The sequence below is a fragment of the Roseateles sp. P5_B10 genome, from assembly GCF_056400485.1.
Genome location: NZ_JBFULE010000681.1, coordinates 1 through 2,857 on the forward strand (window position 1 = coordinate 1; position 2,857 = coordinate 2,857).

Annotated in this window: 3 protein-coding genes and 1 pseudogene; all 4 read left to right on the forward strand. The window is 64.0% G+C overall.

The annotated features are described in order from the left end of the window. Positions 1-845 (forward strand): Gfo/Idh/MocA family protein (locus AC1DU6_RS25890; RefSeq protein ID WP_477860620.1); only part of this gene is annotated, 845 nt, incomplete at its 5' end. Between the two features lie 4 nt (positions 846-849). Further along, positions 850-1,428: an acyltransferase gene (locus AC1DU6_RS25895; RefSeq protein WP_477860622.1), complete on the forward strand. Its 579-nt coding sequence runs from the start codon at positions 850-852 to the stop codon at positions 1,426-1,428. Positions 1,429-1,430: 2 nt separating this feature from the next. Beyond that, on the forward strand, positions 1,431-2,537 hold the full coding sequence (locus tag AC1DU6_RS25900) for a DegT/DnrJ/EryC1/StrS family aminotransferase (RefSeq protein ID WP_477860624.1): 1,107 nt from the start codon (positions 1,431-1,433) through the stop codon (positions 2,535-2,537). A 39-nt stretch (positions 2,538-2,576) separates the two neighbouring features. Beyond that, positions 2,577-2,857, forward strand: a pseudogene (locus tag AC1DU6_RS25905) (hypothetical protein); the annotation flags it as partial.

Below are 2,857 nucleotides of genomic sequence, written 5' to 3' on the forward strand. Positions count from 1 at the left end.
CCTCGGCGGACGTGGTCATCCTGACGACGCCAAGCGGCCTGCACCCGCGCCAGGCCATCGAAGCTGCGCATGCCGGCTTCCACGTCATGACGGAAAAGCCCATGGCCACTCGCTGGCAGGACGGCATCGACATGGTGCGGGCCTGCGACGAGGCAGGCGTGCGGCTGTTCGTCGTCAAACAGAACCGGCGCAATCCGACCCTGCAACTGCTCAAGAATGCCGTGGCAGCGGGCCGTTTCGGGCGAATCCACATGGTCACGGTGAACGTGTTCTGGAGCCGCCCTCAAGCCTATTACGACAGCGCCGCCTGGCGCGGCACCTGGGAGTTCGACGGCGGCGCCTTCATGAACCAGGCGAGCCACTACGTCGACCTGCTCGAGTGGATCATCGGTCCGGTCGAAAGTGTCATGGCGTACACGGGGACCCTGGCGCGCGATATCGAGGTGGAAGACACCGGCGTTGCCGCCATCAAGTGGCGTAGCGGCGCCATGGGTTCGATCAACGTCACCATGCTCACCTATCCCAAGAATCTGGAAGGCTCGATCACCATCCTCGGCGAAAAAGGCTCTGCCGTGGTCGGTGGCGTGGCTGTCAACGAGATCAAGCACTGGGAGTTCCAGGACGCGCACGAGATGGATCAGCGCATCAAGGACGCCAACTACGAGACCACATCGGTCTACGGTTTCGGGCATCCCCTGTACTACCACAACGTGCTGCAGGTGCTGCGCGGCGAGGCACAGCCTGAAACCGATGGACGCGAAGGCCTCAAGTCTCTGGAACTGCTGATCGGCATGTACCGCTCGGCCCGCGACGGGCAGAAGGTCAACCTGCCGCTGAATTACTGAGCCGATGAGCACGCAGACTGTCATCCACCCCTCTGCCATCGTCGACGCTGGCGCCCGGATCGGCTCGGGCTGCCGCGTCTGGCACTTCGTACACATCAGCGCTGGCGCCCGCATTGGCGACGGTTGCTCCTTCGGCCAGAACGTCTACGTCGGCAACGACGTCAGCATCGGCAACAACGTCAAGATCCAGAACAACGTCTCCGTCTATGACTCGGTGACATTGGAGGACGACGTCTTCTGCGGCCCCAGCATGGTGTTCACCAACGTCTACAACCCGCGCTCTGCGGTTACGCGCAAGGATGAATACCGCCGTACCGTGATGCGCCAGGGCGCAACCCTGGGGGCCAACGCCACCATCGTTTGCGGCACGACCGTGGGTCGCTACGCATTCGTCGGCGCTGGCGCGGTCGTCAATCGCGACGTGCCCGATTTCGGGCTGATGGTCGGCGTGCCTGCCAAGCGAATCGGCTGGATGAGCCGCTTCGGTGAACGCCTTGACTTCGTCGACGACAAAGCGACGTGCCCGCACACGGGCGACCGCTACAGGCTCAACGACGACCGCTGCGAACTGATCCAGGATTGATCATGCAATTCATCGACCTCAAGAGCCAATACCAGGCCCTCAAGCCCAGCATCGACGCGCGCATCCAGGCGGTGCTCGACCACGGCCAATACATCATGGGGCCGGAAGTGGCGGAACTCGAGGCGGCCCTCGCGCGACTCACCGGCGCCAGACACTGCATCACGGTCTCCAGTGGCACTGAAGCCCTGTTGATCGCGCTCATGGCAGAAGGCATCGGGCCGGGCCACGAGGTCATCACGACGCCGTTCACCTTCGCGGCCACGGCGGAGACCATCGTGCTGGCGGGCGCCAAGCCGGTCTATGTCGACATCAAGCCGGGTGATTGCAACATCGATCCGGCGCTCCTCGAAGCCGCGATCACACCCGCCACTCGCGCCATCATGCCCGTCAGCCTGTACGGCCAGGTGGCCGATATGGACGAGATCAACACGGTCGCTGCAAGGCACGGCCTGTCGGTCATCGAAGACGCTGCACAAAGCTTCGGGGCCAGCTACAAGGGCCGGATGAGCTGCAACGTGTCGCGCATCGGCGCGACGAGCTTCTTTCCCAGCAAGCCGCTGGGCTGCTACGGCGACGGCGGGGCCCTCTTCACCAATGACGACGCGCTCGCCCAGGCGATGCGCGAGATCCGAGTGCATGGCCAGAGCCAGCGATACACGCACACTCGTGTGGGAGTGGGCGGGCGCATGGACACGCTGCAATGCGCSGTCGTGCTGGGCAAGCTCGAACGCTTCGAATGGGAGATCGCGCAGCGCAAGAAACTGGGCGACCGCTACGCCGAATTGATCAGGGCCAGCGGAGCGCCGGTGGAACTGCTCGAAGTGGCCGCCGATCGCGACTGCGTGTGGGCTCAGTACACCGTGAAGGTCGACAACCGCGGGGATGTAATCGCTGCGCTGAAGGCGCAGGGCATTCCCACCGCCGTCCACTATCCACGCCCGCTGCACCGCCAGCCCGCCTACGAGACGCCTGAATGCTCGGCCGCCAGCATGCCTCACAGCAATGCAGCCGCAGACCGCGTCATGAGCCTGCCGATGAGCGCGGACTTGACCGATGAGCAACAGGAGCGGGTGGTGGAGGCGCTGCGGCTGGCGCTGAAAAGCGCCTGATTCCGCACTGGCCGGCGCAGCTGTTCCAAGCATCCACGAATGATCTTCGTGTCAGGCACCCCCCCAACCATGCAAGCGCGTGGAAGCTTTATACGTGCCGTCGTTCTGCTGAGTAGCGCCGGCATGCTCGCCCACGGCATCACTGCCTTGGCGATGCCCATCCTGGCCCGCCTGTATCTGCCCGCCGACTTCGGCCTGCTTTCAGTTCTGAGCAGTTCACTGGGCATACTGAGTGTGGCCGCCTGTCTCCGCTACGAACTGGCCATCGCCTTGCCACAGGATGCAAAGGACGCCGATCGCTTGCTCACGCTGTCCCTTGC

Excerpts from the sequence above, each read along its gene's own strand:
- AC1DU6_RS25895 (WP_477860622.1), top strand. The coding sequence starts at position 850 with ATGAGCACGCAGACTGTCATCCACCCCTCTGCCATCGTCGACGCTGGC.